This window comes from Corynebacterium sp. HMSC036D03 (assembly GCF_001836185.1).
GTDB classification, from domain to species: domain Bacteria; phylum Actinomycetota; class Actinomycetes; order Mycobacteriales; family Mycobacteriaceae; genus Corynebacterium; species Corynebacterium simulans.
Map to the genome: position 1 here is coordinate 158,753 of NZ_KV827746.1, position 19,927 is coordinate 178,679.

21 protein-coding genes and 1 tRNA gene are annotated in these 19,927 nt (G+C 57.9%); 9 read left to right on the forward strand and 13 right to left on the reverse strand.

What is annotated here, in order from left to right:
* Positions 1 to 3 precede the first annotated feature (3 nt).
* Genes HMPREF2692_RS09075 through HMPREF2692_RS09100 form a run of 6 tightly spaced genes read right to left on the reverse strand, consistent with a single transcriptional unit; the run spans position 4 to position 6,871 of the window.
* Positions 4 to 1,437: a serine/threonine-protein kinase gene (locus HMPREF2692_RS09075; RefSeq protein ID WP_070823424.1), complete on the reverse strand. Its 1,434-nt coding sequence runs from the start codon at positions 1,435 to 1,437 to the stop codon at positions 4 to 6.
* Positions 1,438 to 1,439: 2 nt separating this feature from the next.
* Complete coding sequence (locus HMPREF2692_RS09080) at positions 1,440 to 2,867, reverse strand: penicillin-binding transpeptidase domain-containing protein (RefSeq protein ID WP_062036447.1); 1,428 nt, start codon at positions 2,865 to 2,867, stop codon at positions 1,440 to 1,442.
* A complete protein-coding gene (locus HMPREF2692_RS09085; RefSeq protein WP_062036445.1) occupies positions 2,864 to 4,216 on the reverse strand; it encodes an FtsW/RodA/SpoVE family cell cycle protein in 1,353 nt (450 codons plus the stop codon). Before HMPREF2692_RS09085 ends, HMPREF2692_RS09080 begins: the two co-directional genes overlap by 4 nt.
* On the reverse strand, positions 4,217 to 5,560 hold the full coding sequence (locus HMPREF2692_RS09090; protein WP_070823426.1) for a PP2C family protein-serine/threonine phosphatase: 1,344 nt from the start codon (positions 5,558 to 5,560) through the stop codon (positions 4,217 to 4,219). It lies immediately after the preceding gene.
* Positions 5,557 to 6,009 (reverse strand): FHA domain-containing protein FhaB/FipA, encoded by a 453-nt coding sequence (locus tag HMPREF2692_RS09095; RefSeq protein ID WP_062036441.1) that lies wholly within the window; start codon positions 6,007 to 6,009, stop codon positions 5,557 to 5,559. Before HMPREF2692_RS09095 ends, HMPREF2692_RS09090 begins: the two co-directional genes overlap by 4 nt.
* A gap of 28 nt (positions 6,010 to 6,037) precedes the next feature.
* Positions 6,038 to 6,871: a DUF3662 and FHA domain-containing protein gene (locus tag HMPREF2692_RS09100; RefSeq protein WP_062036439.1), complete on the reverse strand. Its 834-nt coding sequence runs from the start codon at positions 6,869 to 6,871 to the stop codon at positions 6,038 to 6,040.
* Between the two features lie 189 nt (positions 6,872 to 7,060).
* On the opposite strand from HMPREF2692_RS09100, the gene HMPREF2692_RS09105 reads away from it, so the two are divergent.
* Positions 7,061 to 7,145: transfer RNA gene (locus tag HMPREF2692_RS09105), tRNA-Leu, on the forward strand.
* Positions 7,146 to 7,577: 432 nt separating this feature from the next.
* On the opposite strand, the gene bioD is transcribed toward HMPREF2692_RS09105, so the two are convergent.
* Both bioD and HMPREF2692_RS09120 read right to left on the reverse strand, forming a co-directional pair.
* Positions 7,578 to 8,225 carry a dethiobiotin synthase gene (gene bioD, locus HMPREF2692_RS09115; protein WP_070823428.1) on the reverse strand — a complete coding sequence of 216 codons (648 nt, stop codon included), beginning with the start codon at positions 8,223 to 8,225 and terminating at the stop codon, positions 7,578 to 7,580.
* Positions 8,222 to 9,463 carry an adenosylmethionine--8-amino-7-oxononanoate transaminase gene (locus HMPREF2692_RS09120; RefSeq protein WP_062036364.1) on the reverse strand — a complete coding sequence of 414 codons (1,242 nt, stop codon included), beginning with the start codon at positions 9,461 to 9,463 and terminating at the stop codon, positions 8,222 to 8,224. Before HMPREF2692_RS09120 ends, bioD begins: the two co-directional genes overlap by 4 nt.
* Positions 9,464 to 9,602: 139 nt before the next feature.
* On the opposite strand from HMPREF2692_RS09120, the gene HMPREF2692_RS09125 reads away from it, so the two are divergent.
* A complete protein-coding gene (locus tag HMPREF2692_RS09125) occupies positions 9,603 to 10,298 on the forward strand; it encodes a hypothetical protein (RefSeq protein WP_070823430.1) in 696 nt (231 codons plus the stop codon).
* On the opposite strand, the gene HMPREF2692_RS09130 is transcribed toward HMPREF2692_RS09125, so the two are convergent.
* Together HMPREF2692_RS09130 and HMPREF2692_RS09135 are read right to left on the reverse strand one after the other, a co-directional pair.
* Entirely contained in the window at positions 10,267 to 11,478 is a 1,212-nt protein-coding gene (locus tag HMPREF2692_RS09130) for an FtsX-like permease family protein (protein ID WP_070823432.1), read from the reverse strand. The genes HMPREF2692_RS09125 and HMPREF2692_RS09130 overlap by 32 nt on opposite strands.
* Positions 11,462 to 12,058, reverse strand: a complete 597-nt coding sequence (locus HMPREF2692_RS09135) for an ATP-binding cassette domain-containing protein (RefSeq protein ID WP_062036358.1) — start codon at positions 12,056 to 12,058, stop codon at positions 11,462 to 11,464. Before HMPREF2692_RS09135 ends, HMPREF2692_RS09130 begins: the two co-directional genes overlap by 17 nt.
* Before the next feature lie 111 nt (positions 12,059 to 12,169).
* Between HMPREF2692_RS09135 and HMPREF2692_RS09140 the strand changes: the two genes are divergently transcribed.
* The 4 genes from HMPREF2692_RS09140 (at position 12,170) to HMPREF2692_RS09155 (ending at position 16,157) form a co-directional block, all read left to right on the forward strand.
* The gene (locus HMPREF2692_RS09140) at positions 12,170 to 13,204 is read left to right on the forward strand and encodes a sensor histidine kinase (protein ID WP_070823434.1); all 1,035 of its coding nucleotides are present in this window, start codon (positions 12,170 to 12,172) and stop codon (positions 13,202 to 13,204) included.
* Complete coding sequence (locus HMPREF2692_RS09145; protein ID WP_005530578.1) at positions 13,201 to 13,842, forward strand: response regulator transcription factor; 642 nt, start codon at positions 13,201 to 13,203, stop codon at positions 13,840 to 13,842. The genes HMPREF2692_RS09140 and HMPREF2692_RS09145 overlap by 4 nt, the downstream gene beginning before the upstream one ends.
* Entirely contained in the window at positions 13,839 to 15,245 is a 1,407-nt protein-coding gene (locus HMPREF2692_RS09150) for a DUF5129 domain-containing protein (RefSeq protein ID WP_168168031.1), read from the forward strand. The genes HMPREF2692_RS09145 and HMPREF2692_RS09150 overlap by 4 nt, the downstream gene beginning before the upstream one ends.
* Positions 15,246 to 15,326: 81 nt before the next feature.
* Positions 15,327 to 16,157 carry an alpha/beta hydrolase gene (locus HMPREF2692_RS09155; protein WP_070823438.1) on the forward strand — a complete coding sequence of 277 codons (831 nt, stop codon included), beginning with the start codon at positions 15,327 to 15,329 and terminating at the stop codon, positions 16,155 to 16,157.
* A gap of 97 nt (positions 16,158 to 16,254) precedes the next feature.
* Here HMPREF2692_RS09155 and HMPREF2692_RS09160 read toward each other — a convergent pair whose 3' ends face one another.
* Together HMPREF2692_RS09160 and HMPREF2692_RS09165 are read right to left on the reverse strand one after the other, a co-directional pair.
* Entirely contained in the window at positions 16,255 to 16,749 is a 495-nt protein-coding gene (locus HMPREF2692_RS09160) for a hypothetical protein (RefSeq protein WP_141761320.1), read from the reverse strand.
* A gap of 97 nt (positions 16,750 to 16,846) precedes the next feature.
* Entirely contained in the window at positions 16,847 to 17,242 is a 396-nt protein-coding gene (locus HMPREF2692_RS09165; RefSeq protein ID WP_049151471.1) for an NUDIX hydrolase, read from the reverse strand.
* Positions 17,243 to 17,335: 93 nt separating this feature from the next.
* Here HMPREF2692_RS09165 and HMPREF2692_RS09170 point away from each other — a divergent pair, with 93 nt between their 5' ends.
* From HMPREF2692_RS09170 to HMPREF2692_RS09180, 3 genes are read left to right on the forward strand one after another with little or no spacing between them, the layout of a single operon-like run.
* Complete coding sequence (locus HMPREF2692_RS09170; RefSeq protein ID WP_070455719.1) at positions 17,336 to 18,187, forward strand: ABC transporter ATP-binding protein; 852 nt, start codon at positions 17,336 to 17,338, stop codon at positions 18,185 to 18,187.
* Positions 18,187 to 19,008 (forward strand): ABC transporter permease, encoded by an 822-nt coding sequence (locus tag HMPREF2692_RS09175; RefSeq protein ID WP_062036348.1) that lies wholly within the window; start codon positions 18,187 to 18,189, stop codon positions 19,006 to 19,008. Before HMPREF2692_RS09170 ends, HMPREF2692_RS09175 begins: the two co-directional genes overlap by 1 nt.
* 2 nt (positions 19,009 to 19,010) lie before the next feature.
* Positions 19,011 to 19,235: a helix-turn-helix transcriptional regulator gene (locus HMPREF2692_RS09180; protein WP_049062476.1), complete on the forward strand. Its 225-nt coding sequence runs from the start codon at positions 19,011 to 19,013 to the stop codon at positions 19,233 to 19,235.
* On the opposite strand, the gene HMPREF2692_RS09185 is transcribed toward HMPREF2692_RS09180, so the two are convergent.
* Positions 19,232 to 19,888 (reverse strand): YdgH/BhsA/McbA family protein, encoded by a 657-nt coding sequence (locus tag HMPREF2692_RS09185; RefSeq protein WP_049151475.1) that lies wholly within the window; start codon positions 19,886 to 19,888, stop codon positions 19,232 to 19,234. The two genes, HMPREF2692_RS09180 and HMPREF2692_RS09185, sit on opposite strands and share 4 nt — an antisense overlap.
* Positions 19,889 to 19,927: the final 39 nt, after the last annotated feature.

Here is a 19,927-nt window from a genome sequence, read left to right on the forward strand (position 1 = left end):
GTTCTAGGCACCATCCTGGGGTAGTAGATTTTCTAGGGGGTTATCAGGCAGCGAGTCTACTGCGGTTGGAGACGTTGGTGTTTCATTGACTTCGGTCTCCTGCTGGACAGTAGTAGGGATTTCCTGCTGCGTGGGGGTATGAACTGGCCGGGTCGGGGTGTTTTTCTCCTGCGTAGGTGTCTCCTCCTCAACCGAGTGCGTGGTGGTGACAGTGACCTGCTCAGGGGTATCTTCCGTGGTTTCTTCGGGGGTAACGACCTCGGTTGTTACGGGATCGCGGTACTCCGTAACCACGATGGATTCCGGCGGAGTGGTGGGCTCCGTGGACTCACCTGCGCCTTTGAAGAAGTTTGCCGCGAAGAATCCCAATGCCGCCAAGGCGGCCAATGCGGCAGCAATAAGAAGGCCTACACCAAATCCAGAGCTCTTCTTTTTCTCCTTTGGCACGGGGTGTGGGGTGTCCTTGACTGGGGCGCGCTCCGGGGTGGCGGTTTTGGGGTTGGCCACGCTGGCGAGCATCTCCGTGGACGCGGAAGGGGAAGGCTCGGCCGCCATTGGTGCCAATGCCCCCGACTTAGGCTGTGGCGGGCGCTGGCCGTTGCGCACTGCGGCGACGGCGTTGGTGAACTCGTTGCCGTCCGCAAAACGGGTGGTGGGATCCTTGCGCAGAGAAATCCCGATGAGCTCACGAGCAGGGGCGCTAATCGACGTCGAGAGTGGCTCCGGCGCCTGGCTGATGTGCGCGAGCGCGACGGACACCGAGGAATCGCCGCTAAACGGGCGCTTGCCGGCGAGCATCTCGTAGCCCACGACGCCCAAGGAATAGACATCGGAAGCCGGCGTGACATCGAGACCCTGTGCCTGCTCTGGGGAGACATACTGCGCAGTGCCGACCACCATGCCGGTGCGCGTGAGTGGAACCGCAGCTGCTGCCTTGGCGATGCCAAAGTCGGTGATCTTGACCCGCCCGTTCTGGGTGATCATGAGGTTGCCGGGCTTGATATCGCGGTGCACCAAACCCATGCGGTGGATCACGGCGAGGCCATGCGCTGCCTGCTCCATGACATCGAGCGCGAGGGTCTCCGGCAGGGCGCCCTCGCGGGCTAGAAGATCAGCGAGCGACTCGCCGCGGACGTACTCGAGCGCCATGAAGCAGAAGGTACGGCCGTTGTCCTCGAGCTCGCGGTAGTCATAGGTGGCCACCACGTTTTCAGAGGTAATCGACTCTGCCGACTGAGCCTCGTTGCGGAAACGGCTGAGGAACTCGGTGTTATCAGAAAACTCAGGGCGCAGTACCTTGATTGCTACCTCGCGGTCACCGTGGACGTCGTCAGCCAGCCACACCGTGGACATGCCGCCGTGGCCGATGATCCACTGCAGCTGGTAATCATCACCGATGAGGGCTTGGAGATGCTCTTTATTATCTGAGTTGCTCACTTTTACTGTCCTCCATATGCGCGCAGGATGGCGCGTCCGATAGGGGCAGAAACCTGGCCGCCGGTGGCAGACTCGCCGAGATTGCCACCGTCTTTGACTACGACGGCGACGGCAATGTCTCGGTCCGGATCGAACGCGACGTACCACACGTGCGGGGCAAGGCCATCGCCGTGCTCTGCGGTGCCGGTCTTGGAAGCAAAGGAGTTGCCATCGTAGCCGAAGGTCGAGTGCTCCGAGCCGTACATCAATTCCTTGATCGTGTTCGCAACATCCTCCGTTACCGCTTGCTCGGCTTGGCGAGGTTTGGTCGCGCGGATCTCATTCATCTGCGCATCAGTGATGCGGTTGATGAGGTAGGGCTCCATGCGCTTGCCCTTGTTGGCAACGGTGCCAGCCATAATGGCCGCCTGCAGTGCAGACATGGTCACGTCTCGCTGACCAATCGCGGACTGGGCAACCTGCGCGCCGTCGGCAAGCTCGCCCAAATTGCCGGCAGCACTGTTAACTCCGAGATCATATTTTTCGCCCACGCCGAAAGCCTCCGCGTACTTGCGCAGCTCATCAGCGCCGATGGACTCGGACATCTCCACGAACGCGGTGTTGCAGGAAAGGGCGAAGGCAGTCTGCAAGGTAACGGACTGGGAGCCGCCGCACATCTGGTTGCCGTAGTTAGTCAGCTCCGTCACGGAGTCCGGCAGCACGATGGAATTAGCACCCGTCAGCGAGGAGCCGGGGTTGAAACCATTGTTGAGGCCGGCGGCCGTGGTGATGATCTTGAAGATGGAACCAGGAGGCAGGGTTTCCTGCGTGGCGTGGTTGAGCAGCGGGGTGCCCTTCTGCTCTTGCAGCGCGCTCCAGGTTTCGTCGGCGTTTTCACCGAGGAGATCATTGGTGTTGTAGCTCGGCGAGGAAGCCATGGCCAGGATCTTGCCAGAGGAAGGCTGGATGGCCACCGCCGCGCCGTTGTAACCCGGGCCAACCAGCTGATCATAGGCGGCCTGCTGCAGCGCAGGATCGATGGTGACCTCGACGTTGGCACCTACCTTTTCCTTGCCGGAAATGGTGTCAAGCCAGTTCTGGGTGAGGAGGGAATCGTCGGTGCCGTTGAGGATCTCATTCTGGGAAGCCTCCAACTGGGAAGCACCGAACTGGGTGGAAAGGTAGCCGGTGATGTTGGAAAAGGCCGGCGAGTCGGTGGGGTAGGAACGCGAGTACTTGCCCTCGGAATCCTCGGTGGACTTAGCCAGCACCGTATCGCCGGCGAAGATCTGGCCACGCGGGGTGGTCTGCATGGCGTAGAAACCGCGCATGTTCTTCGGGTTATGTGCGTACTTGTCCTCTGAAAATGCCTGCACCACGGTGAGGTTTACGAGCAACACTGCGGTCAAGAGGATGGCAAAGAGAGAGACGAGGCGGATCGACTTATTCATCGGGTTGCCTCCTGTACGGCGGGGAACATGGAAGTATCGGTAGGCGCATTGCTGCTGGTCTCACGCGCTGGGCGACGAGCCGCGTTAGAGATGCGCAGCAGGATTGCCAGAAGCATGTAGTTAGCCATCAGCGAGGAACCGCCAGCCGACATAAATGGGGTGGTCAGGCCGGTCATCGGCAGCATGGCGGAAATACCGCCAGTGACCACGAAGACCTGGACTGCCAGGGTCAGCGACAAACCGGATGCAACCAGCTTGCCGTAGGAATCACGGGACTTCAGCGCGGTATTGAAACCGCGAGAAGCCAGCATGCCAAACATGACCAGCACGGCGGCTAGGCCAATGAGGCCGAACTCCTCACCGATGCCGGCGAGGATGAAGTCGGAGTGCGCCACTGGGACGATCTCTGGGTGGCCTTGGCCCAAGCCGGTTCCGGAGATGCCGCCGGAGGACATGCCGAACAGTGCCTGGGAAAGCTGGTAACCGCCGTTGTCGTAGTTGCCCAGCGGGTCCAGGAAGTTGGAAAAGCGCGTTTGAATCTTCGAAGAGATCTGGTAGATGCCAAAACCACCAACGCCTACCAAGAGCAGGCCAATGAGCAGCCAGCTGACACGGCCAGTTGCCATAAACAGCATGCCGAGGACGGTGCTGAACAGCAGCAGCGCCGGGCCGAAGTCATTGGAGATGCCCATGATCACGATGGCGATTCCCCAAATCACCAGAATCGGCGCGAGGTCACGCAGACGCGGCAGGGAAAGGCCCAAGAAGCGGTAACCGGCAACGGTGAACAGTGAGCGCTTTTGGGTAAGCAACATGGCGAAGAACAAGATGAGCATGATCTTCGAGAACTCGCCAGGCTGGATAGAAAATGGACCCAGCCACAGCCAAATACGCGCCTCGACTCCCGGCGGCTGCGGCCACACCAGCGGCAGCGCCAGCAGGATGAGGCCGGCTGCGCCCAGGATGTAGGAGTAGCGGGTAAGGGAGCGGTGATCCCGCAATACAACCAGCACCAGCACGAAGAGGATAAGGCCGACGATCGTCCACATCACTTGCCGCCGCGCCAGGACACCATCATTGACGAGGTCGAGGCGCGCCAGCATGACCAGGCCGGTGCCGTTGAGCAGAGACACAATCGGCAGCATGAGCTGATCCGAATGCGGTGCCAAAAAGCACAGCACCAGGTGGGCGACGGTGAAGACGCCGATGAATCCACCGATGAGGTAGAGGACGTCCATGGTCAAGATGTTGCCCTGGGAAAGTTCCAGGCTGACGGTGGTGATGGCAAAGACCACGGCCGCCAGAATCAGCAGTCCGAGCTCAGTGCCGCGGGAAAAGATCTTCTTCACTTAGCTCACCTCCCGGCACGTGATTCCTGGTTTAGCGGTTTTCTTCTCTAGCTTCTCGTCCGTCTTCTTGCTCGGCGTGCTGATGCACGGCTTGAGTGCCTTGGAGGACAGGTTCGAAAGCTGGGTTTGTACCTCGGCATAGGAACCCGAAGGCAGGTTATCTACGGCTGCGCGCTCGGAATCTGGCAGGTCAGTTACCTTGAACGGGGCGAAGTCCCCCTCACACGGAGTGGACCCGAGACGCAGCGTGTTCGCTTTATCGACGCACGCATTTTGGTACTTGTGGTGCAAAGAACGCCCAAAGACTGAGAAATCTACGCCTTGCTCGATGCTGAGTGCCCCTTCTTCGTCGGTGGCGACGTAGAAGTTGTTAGAAATCTCGTTCTTGGTCCAGAATCCGCCGCCGATGACGAGCGCGAGCACCACGACGAGGGCGCCGATTACCTTCCAACCAACTTTCTTCTTTGGACTGTGAGGTTCCTCGGTGTCGTCTTCCTCTTCTTGGGGCGCAGGCGACGCCTCCCGTGGCCTCGTTAGCGCAGCCGCCCGGCTGGCGGAGGAATCCGGGTGCGTCGGCTCAGGCACGACGCCTGCGATGGCGCCGACCTTGACCGGCGAGCTATCGCCCTTGCCCTCGACTACCTCGGCCAAGACGATGGTGACGTTGTCTGGGCCACCAGAACGCAGTGCGAGATCGCGGAGGGTAACCGCGGCGTCGTCAAGCGTGCCTTGCGAAAGTGCGAGTTCGATGGTGGCTGCCGTAACCGGATCCGAAAGACCATCGGAGCACAGCAGCAGGCGGTCTCCGACCTTGGCATCCAGCATGAACAAGGTGGGATCCACCGGGCGACCGGTGTAGGCCTTGAGAATCAGCGACTTCTGCGGATGGGAGGAAACGTCCTCGGGGTCGAGGCGACCCTCATCCACCAGGGACTGCACATATGTGTCATCGCGCGTTACCTGGGTCAGCTTGCCGTCGCGCAGGCGATAGCCGCGGGAGTCACCCACGTGGCACACGCCGAACTCGGTGCCGTTGAACATCATCGCGGTAAGCGTGGTGCCCATGCCCTCGGTCTCTGGATGCTGCTCGACGTGTGCGGAAATCGACGCGTTTGCATCCTCCGCCGCGGCGCCCAGCAGCGCGAGCATGTCATTGTCTTTGGGGTCTTGGTCGAGGTGCTCCAAGTGCTCAACCATGAGCTGGGAGGCCACCTCGCCGGCGGCGTGGCCGCCCATTCCGTCTGCCAATAACAAAAGATGGGGACCAGCGTGGGCGCTGTCCTCGTTGTTTTGGCGTACTAGACCGCGATCTGTGATCGCGGTGAATTTAAGGCTTAAAGTCATGCCATCAACCTCACGGTCGTGCGGCCAAGTTTGATGTCGGTGCCAACGCCAACTCGCTCCGGCTGATCGATGCGAACGCCACCGACGAAGGTGCCGTTGCGGGATTCCAAGTCTTCCACAAACCACTCGCTGCCGCGGCGGAACAGGCGCGCGTGATGACCGGAAGAAAAGTCGTCGCCGGTGACAAAGTCACAGTCCTGCGCACGGCCCATGGTGCACTCTTCGAGGGTGCCGAGCTGCATGTGGGAGCCACGCAGGGGCCCGTCCACGATGTTGATCTGCTTGGGCGCTTCGCGACGCCGCGGAGTGGCCTTCGCCTGCGCCGAAGGCTGGTAGACGCCGGCAGCCTTATTGGCGTCCCGGCGCATTGCGTTCAAGGCCACCAGGATGAAAAGCCACAACAGTGCCAGAAGGCCGATGCGAAGAGCTAGCAAAACGACTGAATCCATGGTGACCTCCTTACTTTCTCGGCGGGGTTTAGTAGTTGTGGTTGTTCTCGGTGCCGGTGATACGGACCTCGATGTGGGAGTGTCCCATGGTAATGACGTCTCCGTCGGCCAGCAGCCAGTTTTCAATTGGCGTCTCGTTGACAGTGGTGCCGTTGGTGGATTGCAAATCTACCAAGACGGCATCCTGTCCGTTCCACGTAATCTCCGCGTGCTGGCGGGAAACGCCAGTGTCGGGCAGGCGAAGGTCAGCGTCGTTGCTGCGACCGATGATGTTGGAACCTTCCCGCACGTGGTACACGCGGGAGGAACCATCCTGCAGCATCAAGTTCACTGCGGGGCCCTGCGAGTGTGGCTGCTCTGGATTTTGATCCGGTGCCATAAAGGTGGTGGTTGCTGCCTCGTCTGCATTAAACGGGTTACTCATGTGGTCCTCCTGACCATCGTCTTCGTGGAAGATTGCGTCGAATCCGGTTTCCTCGGCGGGTTCGTGATCAATAAACGAAGACACTCGAAGCTGTCCTGTACGTAATCCTGATTCCTCCGCGATGCGTACGATGACCGGGCCGGCGAATGACCAGCCGTGGTTTCTAACAAAGCGGGTGAGTTGGTCGGCGAAATCTGCGGGCAGATCTGGGTCACGGGAGAGGTTTTCCAAGTCCTTGGAAGATACGCCTACTGTCATGACGTTGGGGCTGTAGAGGTTCTCGTCATCACCGCGTGCGAGATTGTCCTGCGCCTCCTGTTTGAGGAGCTCTTCAATCTCCGCGGGAACGACCTTGCCTCCGAAGACAAAGGCCATGCCATTGTCCAAGCCTCGTTGCATGGCGGAATCCAGCTTCGCGAGCTTTTCAAAAATTGCCACGTGCTGTCCTCCTTTTCTATGACAGGCTAATTATAGGGTGCCTACCCCTTCTAAACGTAGCCGCGCCGCCTAAAGTTCCGATGCTTTTAGGGGGCTTTTCCCCAGAAAACTTCGTGTTTGCCTGCGGATTTGTAGATTCTTAGCTCCTGCATGCTAATGTTAGTTGGTCGCCAAGACACTTAATACCCAGCCCGGGTGGCGGAATTGGCAGACGCGCTGGCTTCAGGTGCCAGTGTCCTTATAGGACGTGCGGGTTCAAGTCCCGCCCCGGGCACGCTGTGAAGTCTCGAGACATCGTTCCTTTTGGATGGTTTCTCGAGACTTTTCGTTTTACCTTTTAGAAAGTGCTTCCAAGGCCCCGCAGATGATTGTTGGAAGGGATAGCGAATGCTGTACATGGTTCCGGGTGCGTTGGCCGGAGGGCTAGTTTATGCAATTCTCCTAGGGCTCAGCTGGGCCATCAGCGTCATTTCTGCGCGGAGATATCGGCTTGGTGCGCATGGTCGATTCATTGTTTATTGTCTCATTGCTGTGGGGTTCATGATCTTTTTGGTTGTGGCCGGAGGCGGAGGCAACTGGGCCACCCATATGCAGGCGAGTGGTTACATTTTGGCTGGCTGCATCTTGAGTGCCATAGACAGCAAGATTGTTCCAGGGGATGAGGAGGCCGAGTCATGAAAGACCCGTTCCGGTTGCGTGGGCCGATCTAGAGACCACCTAAGAGATCCCACTGCGCTGCTTGGGCGCAGAATTCCTCCTTGCTTAACGAGCCTGCGCCGGCAGGAATACAGCCGAGCAGTGGCACGCCGGTGACCTTGGGAAGCTCCGCGATATTGAGGAGAGTGGCGAGGTCCGGCTCTTGTGGCAGCATGCCGCCAATCAGCCCTTTGACGTGAATGCCGCGGGCGCGGGCAGCTTCCACGGTGAGCTCAGCGGCGTTGAGGCTTCCCAACATCAAGCTGGTGACTATGAAAAGTTCGGCGCCGAGGTCACGGGCGACGTCGGCAAGCGTGAAGCTATCTGCGAGCCTAACCAGCAGGCCGCCCGCGCCCTCCACGAGTACGACGTCTGCATCGATGCTGCGAATCCACGCCAGCACCTCCTCTTTTTCGGCCTGCGGTAATCCCGCGCGCCGGGCAGAAAGGTTCGGCGCTAGAGGCTCCGGATAGTGCTTGAATTGCCGGGATTCCACGCCGGTAAAGCGTGTGATCGTGGCGCAATCGCTCGTATCTCCTGTTTGCAGCGGTTTCGCCACCACCACATGCTTGCCCGCCGCCTGGTACTGCGCGGCCAGGGCCGCCGTGGCAATGGTCTTTCCCACATCCGTATTGGTTCCGGTGATGCAATAGATCATGCGACCTCCCCGGCGGCAACGACGGCGCGGCAAATACGCGCTACTTCCTCATCGGTACAGATATATGGCGGCATCGTGTAGATGAGCCTGCCGAATGGGCGCAGCCATACGCCTTCTTCAAGGGCCGCCGCGGTGGTCGCTTCCATGTCCACGTCATGGTCCATTTCCAGTACACCGATGGCGCCGCGCACGCGGGTGATGCCGGGGGCGTCGCTAAGCCCTGCGCGTAAACCTTGCTCAATGCGTGCGACGTCCGCGCGCCAGGTGCCTTCTGCAATCATGGCGGTGGACTCGGCCGCCACCGCGCAGGACAGGGGATTGGCCATGAACGTCGGCCCATGCATCAATGCGCGTGGCTGCATCGTCTCCGCCACCTTTTGCGTGGCCAGGGTTGCTGCCAACGAGACAAACCCGCCCGTTAGCGCCTTGCCCACGCACATGATGTCGGGCGTGATTCCTGCCGCCTGCGTCATGAAGAGCTCACCTGCGCGACCAAACCCGGTGGCGATTTCATCCGCGATGAGCAAGATTCCGTGCTTATCGCATAGCTCCCGCACGCCTGCGACCAGCTCTAGGTCGTGGAAGCGCATCCCGCCCGCGCCCTGCACGCCGGGTTCGATGATGACCGCGGCGACTTCTTCGGTGATAAAGGACTCGAACTTATCCAAGTATTCCGCCCGCTGCTTAGCCGAGGCGCCTTCCGTGGGCGGAGCTGGGGCAAAGATCTGCTCGGCAAGGATGCCCTTCCACATAGTGTGCATGCCGCCTTCCGGATCGCACACGCTCATCGCGGCGAAGGTATCGCCGTGATAGCCCGAGCGCCAGGTCAAAAGCTTGGTGCGGCCGGGCGGCGAGCACTGCAGCGCCATCTTTACTGCCACTTCCACCGCGACGGATCCGGAATCGGAGTAGAAGACCTGCGCGTACTGGTGGTTGGTCAACTCCATGAGGTTTGCGGTAAGCCGCGCCGCCGGTTCGTGAGTGAGCCCGCCGAACATGACGTGGCTGAACCTATCGATCTGATCCTTCGCCGCCGCCACCAGCCGCGGGTGCGAATGGCCGTGGCATGCCGCCCACCAGGAGCTCATGCCGTCGATGACGCGTTGGCCATTTGCGAGTTCTAAATAGGCACCATCGGTGCGCAATACCTGCAAGGCTGGCGCGCCGGGCGCGGCATAGGGGTGCCAGATATGGGTGGAGTCGATCGCAGCGACTTGAACACTGTTCAAAAAAGGCATGGAATTATCTCTACCACAGCAATAATCTCTTTTAAGACTGTAATTGAACAACGTTCAAGGCCGGGTGTAGCTCCCGCGCTGTTCTTTCTTTCCTTGGCTATCGGAACTTCTCTAGCAAGCAGTCAAGTATCTTGAAATCATGAGGAAATTCGTTGCTGTTTCGAGTGCTGTAGCTGTAGTTGCGTTGAGCGTTGCCGGTTGTTCATCGGAATCCGAAAGCGATTCTTCGAAGCCGGTCTTCCGTGAGACTGCCGAACAACAAACCGAGTCCACTGAGAAAACTGAGTCCACAGAACAGACCCAGCAGCAAGCAGACCCGCAGCCGGTAGTAACCGAAACGGTAACTGCGGAAAATAAAGAAAATGAAGAGGAAGAGTGCGCGGACGGCGGCTCTGATTTGCAGAAGCGATTCGCCAACGGCGCAAAGGGCGTCCTCAACACGGATAAAGATAATTTTAAGTTCCACTACACGGTCAGTGACGGCGCCTATGATCCGTGCGCGGAGCTTAGCTACGCCGTACTGGATGGCGCCTTCGGTGATGAAAACGGTCCTGCCGGAACGGGTGCATCAATCGCAGACGGAATCCTCATTTGGTCCGAGGGTGAATTGGTCGGCGGCCACGGTATTACCGCTTCTTCCGTGGAAGAGGCTTCCGTGGTGGGAGACGATGAAATCGAGCTCACCGTGGGCAATCGCGGCCGTTCTACTGCAGAGGGAATTACCGAAACCGCACGCGTGCGCCTAGAGGTTGAAGATGATCAATTGGTCCCAGTTGGCGGAGACATTGAGCAGTACAAGTCCTTTACGGACGGACGTGCGCAGCTGTATCCCTAAAGTTTGTGGCCAACCCGCATTTGAAGCCGGAAAGACCCATAAACATCACGCAAGCTTGCACAAGTAACGCCTGCCACCAGAAGCCGGTGAGCGCGTATTCTCCTGTCATCCCGTGGTTCATGAGCAAGACGATGAAGAGCGTGAGCGCGGACAGTAATCCCGTCGTGGTTGCTGTCAGCGCGAAGGCTTCACCGATTTGTACCCGGAAAATGCTGTTCCTGGCAGCACCCGCCAAAGTTAGCGCCCCTGCGTCGTGAGCGATCCGCTTGCGCATTAACAGCGAAGTAGTAAACGCCGCCATCACGCTCGGCGCGATCGTCGGCCCGAGTACCACTACGAACACCTGCCACGGCGACATCGTAAACTCCTCCTCCATGCTCAACATGGCGCGGAGACCTGAGCCCACGGCGATGATGAGGCCGCCGAACAAGATCCACGGCATGATATGTGGTGCGGTGAAGTTGCTGCGTACGCGCACGTTCGCGCCAGCGATGCCGAGAGGTCGGGTCCACTGCATAAGCAGTGGCAACATCCATGGAACCAGGAATGCGAACAAGGGGATAAGGCCCAAACACGCGGACATTGCATCTATCGGATCTTCGATCAAGGTGCAGGCAAACAAGATCCCGGCACCAAGGATTAAAGCGAGCGCACACTTGGCAGCTGTCCACCGTGGCATCCCCGAACGGTAGATACGCCGCAATGACAAGAATCCACCCAGTACTGCGGCAAGTACGCACACCGCACTAGCAAGCACAACACCGCCCATCGTCACGGAGATACCGTCCACTCGAATGTTGTCGCGGTGGAAAGCATCGAGTGCGAAGTCCGTGAGAAATGTAGCGCAAAAGGCGCCAGGAACCGCACCGCACGTAGAGACCGCCGCAATCTGACCCAGCACGAGTACAAAGATGAGCCAATTGGGCATGCCCACCATGCGCCAGCTGCGGTAGATGTGGATGTGCTCGTCGATGATGAGCTTCATCTGCGAGAAAATGACGAGAGTATTGGAGCAGATAGCCAGCCCGAGGATGGTTCCGCCCAGAGAAGTTGTGTCATCACCGGTTGCGTTAATGAGCGCTACGGCGAGCGAGAATCCCATTCCGGAGATAAAACACGTCAGCGCCACCGCCAGCCAGGAAGGCCAATTGCTGTGTAGATCCTTAAGCCATACGGACATGGTGTTCCTCCAGCTTGTAGATGCGATCGGCCTTCGCGGCGGCCGCGTGCGAGTGGGTGACCATTACCACCGTGCTGGGTACGCGGACGAGATGATCCATGACCACGTCCGCCGTGTCGTCGTCCAACGCACCGGTGGGCTCGTCGGCGAAGATGAAGGGGGCGTCGGCAAGCAATGCTCGCGCCACCGCGACGCGTTGCTGCTGTCCGCCCGAAAGCTGTGCCGGTAAGCGCTTTTCCAGCCCGCCGATGCCCAAGCTCTCAAAGGTCTGGTGCAGCTTCGCCGGGCCGCATTTGCGGCCAGAGAACTTCGCCGTAAGTTCCGCGTTCTGCTGGGCGTTAAGCGATTCCAGGAGGTTATAGTCTTGGAACACGAAAGCGCGGTGCTTGCGCCCCGGTGCATTGACCTTGCCGGTTGTAGGTTTGTCGAGGCCAGAAAGCAGGCCGAGGAGCGTTGACTTGCCGCTGCCGGAAGGGCCCATGATGGCCACGAACTCGCCCGGTTCAATGCGCAGCGAGAGGTGGTCTAGCACCAGATTCTTGCCGTATTTCTTCGTGAGATTTTTTGCGATGAGTGTCATGCTTTCGATTTCACGTTGAAAGGCGCAGGATTCCGATGGGGGAGACTCCCAGAAATTTAGGGGAGCTAGCTCCACTGCGTGTGTCCGAAGTGCGGATTAGGGTTGTACTCTATGGCAACTTTCAAATCCGTGGCGTGGAATCTAGTGCTAGCGCTGCTGTGTATTCCCGCTGTTGTGGTTTCCGTTGTCATGCTGCCATGGATTCCGCTCGTTGCGTCCCTCATGGCCGTCATTACCCGCGGCGGCGCACGGTGGTTGGGCGTGAAGATTCGCTACCGCACCCCACATCGCTGGTTTGATTGGCAGCATTTTTATCACCTTCTGATTCAGCTTTTGCTCTCGATTTTGAGCATGGCGTTGTGGCTGTTCGTGGGGTCTATGACGGTGGTATTCTTCATCGCTCCTTTCTTCACGGATAGGTTCAACATCGGTAGCCTCGTCATTGAAAATCGAGCCCTGGCTATCGTGGTGAGCTGGACGTTTGGCCGCCTGTGCTTGCTGGTCCTTATCTTCGGCGCGAAGTTTTTGACCTTTCTTTCCGTGAGCACCACTCGCCTGGCGTTGGAGAGCGATGCGCGAGCCACGCTTATCGACGCCTTCTCCGGCGAGCGCCGCCGCATCGAACGAGAGCTACACGACGGCCCGCAGCAGTACCTCACCGCGCTCAAGCTCAACCTAGCCGCGGCGAAAAGGGGAGACACCGCGGCTCTCGACGCCGCCGACCACAACGCCAGCCTTGCTCTGTCTGCCTTGCGCGACACGGTCCGTGGCATCGCGCCGCAGGTCCTCTTCGATAATGGCCTGATTGCGGCTCTCGAAGAACTCCTCGTCCATTCCGGGCTGGAGACCACCCTCGAATGCAAAGGCGAAGAACGCTCCCTTGATGAAACCAGCGCCTTGTTGGCCTATCACTGCGTGGCAGAGGGGCTAACCAACGCCGTAAAGCACGGTGAGGCCACCGCAGCGACTGTGAAGCTGGATTACCGAGAAGGAATAAAAATTTCCATCACCGATAACGGGCACGGGTTAACCGCAGGCGAGGGAACCGGCATCGCCGGCCTGGAAGAGCGCGCCATAGCCCTGGACGGAAGCGTGAAACTAGAAGACACTGATCAGGGCGCACGGTTAAGGATGAAACTGCCATGAAAATTTTGCTTGCTGAAGACTCCGCCCTGCTGCGTGCGGCAATCGAACAACTCCTGCGTTCCTTGGACCATGAGGTCACCACGGTCGAAGATGCTGATCAATTGCGTGCTGCGGCAGAAGGATTCGACATCATTGTCACCGACGTCAGGATGCCGCCGCTTTTGCAGGACGACGGCCTGCGAGCAGTCAATGAGATTCGCAAACGTACGCCCGAGCAGCCCGTCGTGGTGTTGAGCCAATACGTCGCTGCCAGCTACTTGGACGGGCTCATCGAACACGGCGGATTCGGCTATCTACTCAAGGAAAGAATCGCCGATGTGGATGAGTTCATCCATGCACTGGATACGGTCTCTGCAGGTGGCACCGTGGTAGATCCGGAAGTCGTGAGCACTTTGCTCTCCTCCCGGAAGATGGGCGTCGATAAGCTCACGCCCCGAGAACGCGAGGTACTAGCCTTGATGGCACAAGGCGCCAGCAATCGCGAGATCGAAGGCAAGCTCGTGCTCACTGCCGGTGCAGTAAGCAAACACGTGGCGAATGTTTTCATGAAGCTCGGGTTCAGCCCCGAAGACGAAAACCGCCGCGTCAAGGCAGTCCTGGCATGGCTGCGCACCAAGCGAGAATGGAGATTGGAATGAAAAAGATTCTGGCGGCATCTGCAGCAGCAGCGCTTTTGGTTGGCGGCGGCACTGCTTTCGGCGCTGCCACGTTTGTGGAATCTCCGGAGCAAGCAGATTATTCCGTCGAGCGGTCCGCAGACGTCAGGGTCGAGATCATGGATCCCGAAGATGTCTTAAACCCCGATGACGAAGCACGCATGCGTCGTGACGTTGAGCGAATCCACTTCGCGGCTCCGGTCAAGCAGCTGAACTACCTTGTCTTCAAAAAGAACAAGGACGAGGTAGAAGATTCCGTCGAAGAGTATCTACGCGATAATCACCCAGACCTCATCGGCGATGACCAGTTCACCGATGGCCAGCTCTTCGTCGGCGTGGGCCTCGATCCACGTCAAGCCTTTATCTTCGCGGGCAACGATGTGGCGAAGGACCTGTCCTTGGAACTAGAAGATGGTCATTTGGAAGACGCAATCGAAGAGATCAAACTGGGCGTGAAGGCAGGAAATATCCCGGCAGGTCTTTTCGCTGGCGCTGACTATGCTGCCGATGCGGACAAGGTCAGTGAGGAGCTTTATTCCGATGCTAAGGCTAACCGCGGTCTCGGCATTGGCTTTGGTGGTTTCGGCGCGGGTGCGGCTGCTGGAGGAATCGTGGCTGCGGTGGGCGCTACGCGGCGTCGGAAAGCGCAGCGTATTGCGACCGCCCGTGAGGATTGGAAATACGTTTCACGGGCTTATGGGGATATCGCTCAACGCTTGAATGCCATCGACGTGCGTGCGCACTCTTTGCAATCAGCGCTTGTCGACGCCCGGATGCGCGAGGAATGGGAGCAACTGCGCGACGAGTTCCTCAACCTCGACGATAAAGTTAGCGCTTTTGCCAGCCTGAACGAGCAGTCTTCCGACGAGGACTTCGAACAAGCGGCGAGTGGAATCGAGGAAGCGAAATCCATCTGTGACCGCGTAGATACCGCAGAACACAACATCGACCGTCTGTATGCCGTCGAGCATGCTGACGTTAACGCGCGCCGCAAGGAACTCTATGAGCTACGCAAGGACCTGATTGAAGCGCGCACGGAATCCACGGGCGGGGTCGCGGAAGAAGCATCCCGGCTGATTGCCGTTTCCGAGGAGATCGATGCGGCCGCGCCTGAATTTATGGATCGTTACCTCGAGCTAGTGGAGCGCGCAGCCACGCTCTTTGGGCAGATCCAAACGCAGTTACAAAAGGAAAACGAAGCGGATGAGTTGGCGGCGCGCCCGCGTATTGACGAGTCTTCCTTTTATCCGGGAGTGGGTTATCACGGATTCGTACCTTTTATGGCGATCAGCTCATGGAATAGCGCTTCCGTAGCTTCTTCACCCAATGTGAGCAGCAACTTTAGTTCGGGGTTCTCCGGCGCTGGTGGTGCCTCGAGTTTCTGACACTTTGAGTATTATCCGAACGTACACACCCGGCTACCCTATCTTGAATAAAATCCGTGAGCAGGGTCTATTCTGTGGGGCATGCGTCGAATTACCACCTTCCTCACGGCTTCTTTTCTAGCCGCTACCGTGTCCATCGCACCTGCTCAAGCCGCCACTTTTGAGACCTCAGTGCCAGAGAGCTACGGCATCAACGATCCGAGTTGCGTTTCTGATGTTGAGCCAGTGGTTCTCATTCATGGCACCAGCGATAATTCCTCGGCGTGGACGGATCTGATTCCGCGGCTGCAGGAGCAAAACATGTGCGTGTGGGCATTCGACTACGGCGCGGACGATGTCACGTTGCAGAATGCTATCCCGGCCATGAAGGCGATTGGGGATCTTGATGCTTCTGCTCGCGAGATTGCAGAGCAAATCGAGTATGTTCGGTCCGCTACTGGCTCTGACAAGGTCAACCTCGTGGGCCATTCCCAGGGCGGGCTGCACACCAAGACTTTCACGCAGCTCTACGGTTCCCCAGAGGAGGTCTCCCGTGTTGTCGCAATCGGTGGCAACTATCACGGCACTACGCTGAACGGTATGGGACCTGCGTTGAGTGATATTGCCAAGGTTATGCCGAAGCTGGCTGCCTTCTTGGGCACTACGGCCGGCATTCAGCAGCTGCAGGGCTCGGACTTTATTGAGAAAATGAACAAACTGCCCGATACCGCGCCGGGGGTTAAGTACACCTCGATCTATAGCCCGGCGGATACCACCGTCACGCCGAACGAAACCTCGAAGCTTACTGCGGTACCAGGCGCCGACGTTGAAAACGTCAGCTTGGGCGACGTCTGTGAGGCCCCAGCAGCGCATCCAGATCTGCCGCACGATTCTTGCGCGCTCGATCAGGTTATGTGGGGTCTTACCCGCTAATGATTCATGGGGCACTCGCTTGTCGACGTCGTGGCAAACAAATGCGCTACCTGCCGCGAGTGGTTCGCCTGCACGCGGACGAGTACTTTCTGCCCTCCTAGAAGGAAGAAAGCTGCGAAACCTGGGACTGTGCCTGGGAGAAGAGATCCTGGATGATTTTGTTGATGTCCGGAATACGGAAGACCTGCGGGCCAACCGGCACATCAACCGTAGGCTGGCCCGGAACCACACCAACCGAAATCACGTTTGCTGGGGCAGGTGCTGGTTTTGGAGCTGGAGCTGGGGCTGGTTTTGGAGCCGGAGCGCCACCATTTAGACCACAACGCGCGATCGCCTCATCCGCGCGCGCGATGGCATCGCGGATTTTGCCACCACGCGGGTGGAAATTAGCAGCGGCGAGCGCCTGGGACTTCTTGGAGTTGTAGTCGGAAGCGTTGGTGTAATAGCGGCTTGCCTGATCGCAGGAGATCTGGCCCGCAGGAACCTTCGCGAGGTAGTCATCCACCATGTCGGCGGAGGCGGCTGGGGTGGCAAGGGAAACGGTGATTGCGGTGGCTGCAGTCAACAGTGCGGACTTACGTACTTTGCTCATGCAGGCCATTGTGCCATGAAAGTGCAGTAAGTGGAAGGTTTACTCGGCCAAGGACAGCATCTTCAACATATCGCTCTGTGCTGCTCATGACCGCAATCTAACAATGCTTCTCGCGTAGTGCAGGGGTTTTCAGAAGCGGTGCGAGTTCAACGTGAGGTTCGGCCAAATCTACCCATGCGTACTCGGCAATCTCCGCTGCAATGTTTGGGATGACAGGGGATGGATAGCTGAAGACATCTGCAATGACCTCATGATTTTCCTCGTTGGCGGCGGCTGCGCGGAAGGTGCCGCGTGGGCTAAGTAGGGCACCATCAAGCGTGACGCCAATTTCCTCTCCTACCTCGCGCACTGCAGCTTGGAGGGGCGTTTCGTCGGGGTCTGGCTTACCACCCGGAAACTGAAACGCGGTGGTGTTTTTCTTTCGCACGCAAAGGACATGGCCTTCTGAGTTGTGGAAAATGACAGCGCTTACGTGAATTTCTTGTGTTGGCATGGAGACGAGCTTATCAGGACATGAAGTAACCCCCTTCCAATATGTAGTACATGTGCTATCTTCTTTAGTGAGGATTGAACCGAAGGGAGTGTAATGACTCGAGTAATTGAAATCGACGGCCTGGCTTTCTCCTATGGTGCGAAGAAAGCTCTGGGCGGAGTGGACTTGCATGTTGACCCCGGCGAGGTGGTGTGCTTGCTTGGCCCAAACGGTGTGGGAAAGACCACGCTGCTGGAAAACATTGTGGGCACGTTGACTCCAACTGCCGGCAGGGTTCGTGTTTTCGGGCAGGACCCTCGCAGGGTAAAGGCCGGGTTCTGGTCTCGTGTGGGTTTGGTTCAGCAGAATTGGTCCGACCACCCCAAGTGGCGCGTTAAAGACCAGTTGGCATGGGTTGGTGGCATCCATGAAACCCACTCACCGGCAGCAATGGGGGTTGAGCAGGCGCTTGAGTTGGTGTCTTTAGGGGATAAGGAAAATCAGAAGATTTCGAGCCTGTCCGGTGGCGAGCGGCGTCGCCTAGATTTTGCGGCAGCGCTCATCGGTGGGCCTGAGTTGTTACTCCTAGATGAGCCGACGACGGGGCTCGATCCGGTCTCGAAGACACAAATGCACGACGTGATTATGGACCACGTGGATCGTTCTACCACGGTCCTTATGACCACCCACGATCTCGCTGAAGCTGAAAAGCTCGCCAGCAGAATCATCATCTTGGGTGAGGGAAAAGTCTTAGCAAACGGCAGCCCTATGCAGCTGCGCTCAGCACATTTGGGAACTGCGGAGGTCTCGTGGGTTGCAGATGGGGTGCGCAACGTTCATGCCACGGAAACGCCAGAGAAATTTCTGCAGAGCCTTCCTCTTAGTTCCATCTCTGAATTAACCGTGACGCGTCCGACGCTAGAGGATGCCTACCTTTCCATCGTGAAAAAGAATGGGGAACAGTAATGAAAATCTTCAAAGCAGCCCTCCGCCAGGCGGCAAGTGACATTCGGCCGCAGCTTGTAGGCGTCGGAGCGTTCATGGTGTTCGCGCCCGTTCTGTTTATCGTGGTGATGGTTCGCCAAAGCTCGCAGGAGATGATTGAGCAAACTTCGACTTCGTCGGTAATTCTCGCTGGTTTGGTCGGCAGCTTTTCGACGTTCGTGATAATGCAGATTGCTGCCGAGTTCTATAGCGACAGATTAGGCGGCGCCTTAGTGCGCGCGCGAATGTTGCCTAATGGCTCGTGGGTGTGGGCAATCGGCAAGACAATCTCTTGTGTAAGCGTCGTATTCATCATGCAGGCAGTACTGCTCTTTGCCGCACTTTTTATCTTGCCGAACCTAGAAATTTCATGGGGTCGTATTGTTCCCATGCTGGGCATCGCTTTGCTCTCGAATCTAGCCGCAGCACCTTTGGGGCTGGTGCTCGGTGCGTTCATGCGTGGGACATATTCACAGCTTGTCGGTTATGCCATCGTCATAGCGCTGTTTTCTACCAGCGGCAGCTTTATCTCCTTGGCTGACGTTCCTCGCTGGATACAGATTCCGCAGCTCATCCTGCCCTTCTACTGGTCCGGACACCTATCGCGGTGGATCTCGGATAATCCTGCGCAGTGGGAGTACGGCGGAGAATTCACCCCTGTGCTAGCTGTGGGGGTTCTTCTTACTTGGATCATCGTTGGATTTATAGTTGTTATTGCCTTGCTACGCTATAGCTTCCGCAAGGAGACTTTTGGCTCCCTCGCCAATATCCAATCCAAGACTCGGGCCCAAATCGGAATTTAGAAATGACTGAAGACATAGTTCACAACCGCATCGCTGTGATGCGTACTGACCGGCGAATCAGCCGGCGTGAACTCGCCGAGGCCCTAGGCATTCACTATCAGACGATTGGGTACCTAGAGCGCGGCGAGTCTGCACCGTCGTTGCATCTTGCTTTGCGTATTGCGCAGTATTTTGGAGTGTCGGTGGAATCCGTTTTTTCCTTGGATGAATTCCCGCCGTTGTCTTAGCGGTTTGCCACCTTATTTACTTGCTTTTCCATGAGCTGGCGGAGTGCTTGCTCATCGTGCGAGCTGACGCTGACGACGGCGCCGTCGACAAGCGCGTGCGCCACGAATTCGCTCTCCCCGGGCTCGCCGACTAGTGGATTTCCGGCGCTTTCGATGGTTACCTTTGCGGCCTGCAGGTTTTCGGCGCCTTCGATTTGCATGTCGAGCGGTGTAGTGGAGTAATCGCTGACGATTCCGCTGACGTCATTGGAAAAGGAAGCGCACTCCGCGAGGTCAGCGGGGAAGGGGAGCGTCTCTGGGTTCGTGCTGAGAGAGACCGTGGCATTTACGTCCCCGGCGCTGAAATCGGCGGCGGAGAATGTATCCGGATTCTTGTAAATCTTGGCGATGAAATCCATCGCTGAGGTGGCAAGCGGTGCGCATTGCTCGGGGGTCGTGGTCTTTTCGGAGTCGCTGGAGACGAGGTCCTCGGTGAGAGCTTGGTCTTCGGTGCTCATTAGCTCGTTGATGTTTGAATACTCGTATCCTTCTGGCGCATCTTCTGCAGCGAGAATGTGATCGTGGGCGGAAACTGGCGGCTTTGGTGCTGCGGGTTCTTGCTGGGAGCAACCAGAAAGAAGTGCGGCGATAAGAATGAAAGAGATCTTTTTCATGCAAAAATTATAAATGGAATTTTTGTTTTAAGTAGAGAT

Excerpts from the sequence above, each read along its gene's own strand:
- HMPREF2692_RS09170 (WP_070455719.1), top strand. The coding sequence starts at position 17,336 with ATGACTCGAGTAATTGAAATCGACGGCCTGGCTTTCTCCTATGGTGCG.
- HMPREF2692_RS09155 (WP_070823438.1), top strand. The coding sequence starts at position 15,327 with ATGCGTCGAATTACCACCTTCCTCACGGCTTCTTTTCTAGCCGCTACC.
- HMPREF2692_RS09095 (WP_062036441.1), bottom strand. The coding sequence starts at position 6,009 with ATGGATTCAGTCGTTTTGCTAGCTCTTCGCATCGGCCTTCTGGCACTG.
- HMPREF2692_RS09130 (WP_070823432.1), bottom strand. The coding sequence starts at position 11,478 with ATGTCCGTATGGCTTAAGGATCTACACAGCAATTGGCCTTCCTGGCTG.
- HMPREF2692_RS09140 (WP_070823434.1), top strand. The coding sequence starts at position 12,170 with ATGGCAACTTTCAAATCCGTGGCGTGGAATCTAGTGCTAGCGCTGCTG.
- HMPREF2692_RS09120 (WP_062036364.1), bottom strand. The coding sequence starts at position 9,463 with ATGCCTTTTTTGAACAGTGTTCAAGTCGCTGCGATCGACTCCACCCAT.
- bioD (WP_070823428.1), bottom strand. The coding sequence starts at position 8,225 with ATGATCTATTGCATCACCGGAACCAATACGGATGTGGGAAAGACCATT.
- HMPREF2692_RS09090 (WP_070823426.1), bottom strand. The coding sequence starts at position 5,560 with ATGACTTTAAGCCTTAAATTCACCGCGATCACAGATCGCGGTCTAGTA.
- HMPREF2692_RS09150 (WP_168168031.1), top strand. The coding sequence starts at position 13,839 with ATGAAAAAGATTCTGGCGGCATCTGCAGCAGCAGCGCTTTTGGTTGGC.
- HMPREF2692_RS09080 (WP_062036447.1), bottom strand. The coding sequence starts at position 2,867 with ATGAATAAGTCGATCCGCCTCGTCTCTCTCTTTGCCATCCTCTTGACC.
- HMPREF2692_RS09165 (WP_049151471.1), bottom strand. The coding sequence starts at position 17,242 with ATGCCAACACAAGAAATTCACGTAAGCGCTGTCATTTTCCACAACTCA.
- HMPREF2692_RS09125 (WP_070823430.1), top strand. The coding sequence starts at position 9,603 with ATGAGGAAATTCGTTGCTGTTTCGAGTGCTGTAGCTGTAGTTGCGTTG.
- HMPREF2692_RS09175 (WP_062036348.1), top strand. The coding sequence starts at position 18,187 with ATGAAAATCTTCAAAGCAGCCCTCCGCCAGGCGGCAAGTGACATTCGG.
- HMPREF2692_RS09185 (WP_049151475.1), bottom strand. The coding sequence starts at position 19,888 with ATGAAAAAGATCTCTTTCATTCTTATCGCCGCACTTCTTTCTGGTTGC.
- HMPREF2692_RS09160 (WP_141761320.1), bottom strand. The coding sequence starts at position 16,749 with ATGAGCAAAGTACGTAAGTCCGCACTGTTGACTGCAGCCACCGCAATC.
- HMPREF2692_RS09135 (WP_062036358.1), bottom strand. The coding sequence starts at position 12,058 with ATGACACTCATCGCAAAAAATCTCACGAAGAAATACGGCAAGAATCTG.
- HMPREF2692_RS09145 (WP_005530578.1), top strand. The coding sequence starts at position 13,201 with ATGAAAATTTTGCTTGCTGAAGACTCCGCCCTGCTGCGTGCGGCAATC.
- HMPREF2692_RS09180 (WP_049062476.1), top strand. The coding sequence starts at position 19,011 with ATGACTGAAGACATAGTTCACAACCGCATCGCTGTGATGCGTACTGAC.